The organism is Spirosoma pulveris (genome assembly GCF_054781875.1).
In genome coordinates this window covers 1-1,420 of the sequence record NZ_BAAGTO010000056.1, presented here as the reverse complement: position 1 = coordinate 1,420, position 1,420 = coordinate 1, and the positions used below count along the sequence as shown (strand labels likewise).

Annotated in this window: 2 protein-coding genes; both read left to right on the top strand. The window is 48.9% G+C overall.

The features are described from left to right. The first annotated feature begins 39 nt into the window (after positions 1–39). Positions 40–444: a hypothetical protein gene (locus ACYVJM_RS32035; RefSeq protein ID WP_460963587.1), complete on the top strand. Its 405-nt coding sequence runs from the start codon at positions 40–42 to the stop codon at positions 442–444. Next, entirely contained in the window at positions 426–1,340 is a 915-nt protein-coding gene (locus ACYVJM_RS32030; RefSeq protein ID WP_461152197.1) for an IS3 family transposase, read from the top strand. Before ACYVJM_RS32035 ends, ACYVJM_RS32030 begins: the two co-directional genes overlap by 19 nt. The last annotated feature ends 80 nt before the right edge of the window (positions 1,341–1,420 follow it).

Sequence of the window (1,420 nt, the reverse complement as noted above, 5' to 3'; positions counted from 1 at the left end):
TGTCTTGTCCTAAAATAAGTTTACCATCACTTTAAGCAGATGGACCACTTATTTTTGCTTCGTACTCAGGCGCATGAGCTCAAGATGCGTCAGATGGTTGAAGAGATCAACCTGGGTCGACTGACCATTGATCAGGCCATGGCCAAGTTCAACGTTTTGACCCGCCACACGGTTAGAAAGTGGCTGGACCGTGTACGCCACGAGAACTTTCAGCGCACCGATGCCATGAAACAAGCCAGCAAACAGCCACCGCCAACGATTGTCGAACAGATGGCTCACAAGGCCGATGAGTTGGCCCGACAAGTCAAACAGCTTCAGAAAGAGCTGGAGCAAGCCCAAACTCAGGTGCTTTATTATTCGACTGTGATTCGGGTTGCCGAGCAGGAGCTGGGCATCGCTATTGAAAAAAAGTCCGCTACCAAGCAATCCAACTCCTTCGAGTAAGCTATCCTCACCTCCGCGTCCGGCGGATCACCGGGTTGTTTGGTTTTAGTCGGCAAGCTTACTATCAACATAGCCATCGGCTTATCAAAGGTGAAGAAGCCGATAAACAAGTACTGGAGCTGATCGAAGCGGTTCGAAAAGATCACCCTCGCATGGGAGGCAAGAAACTATACTGGCTCCTGAAAGAAGAACTGGGACAACGGGGAATAAAAATGGGTCGGGATGCCTTGTTCGACTTAATGGCAGCTAACCATCTGTTAATCAGAAAGCGAAGGCGGAAGATGATCACCACCTTTTCCCGACATCGGTTTCGCAAATACCCGAACCTGATCAAAGACCTGGTCGTTCTACGGCCCAATCAGGTTTGGGTAGCTGACATTACTTATTGGTTGACAGAAGCTGGCTATCTGTACATTTCATTGATTACTGATGCCTATTCGCACCGGATTGTGGGCTTTGCGGTAGCGGAAAATCTGGAAGCCGTCCATTCTCGACGAGCCCTGGAGATGGCCCTTAAACAGATTACCAAACGAATGGGACCGCACTTGATTCATCATAGCGACCGGGGTATTCAGTACTGTTGTGATGAATATACCAGGGTACTGGATAACTATCATATTCGGATCAGCATGACGGAGAACTCCGACCCCTTAGAGAACTCGGTGGCCGAGCGGGTCAATGGTATCCTGAAAGAGGAGTATCTAAGTCATCAACCGGTTCGTTCGCTGGAGGAAGCCTACACCTTGCTGGAGAAAGGAGTGTTTCTGTACAACTACAAGCGGCCTCACCTAAGTTGTGATATGCTCAGTCCGGTAGCAGCTCATGGGAGCCATGGGCCGTTAGAACGGCGCTGGAAAAATTACTATAAGTCGCCCGAATCAGGGGCCGAGAAATAGCTTAACTTAGGACTACCAGTAAAATGGTCAATATAGAATCGGACTAACTCAAAACGGTCAACTTATTTTAGGACGGTACA

Coding starts and splice junctions, on each gene's coding strand:
- ACYVJM_RS32035 (WP_460963587.1), top strand. CDS start 40: ATGGACCACTTATTTTTGCTTCGTACTCAGGCGCATGAGCTCAAGATG.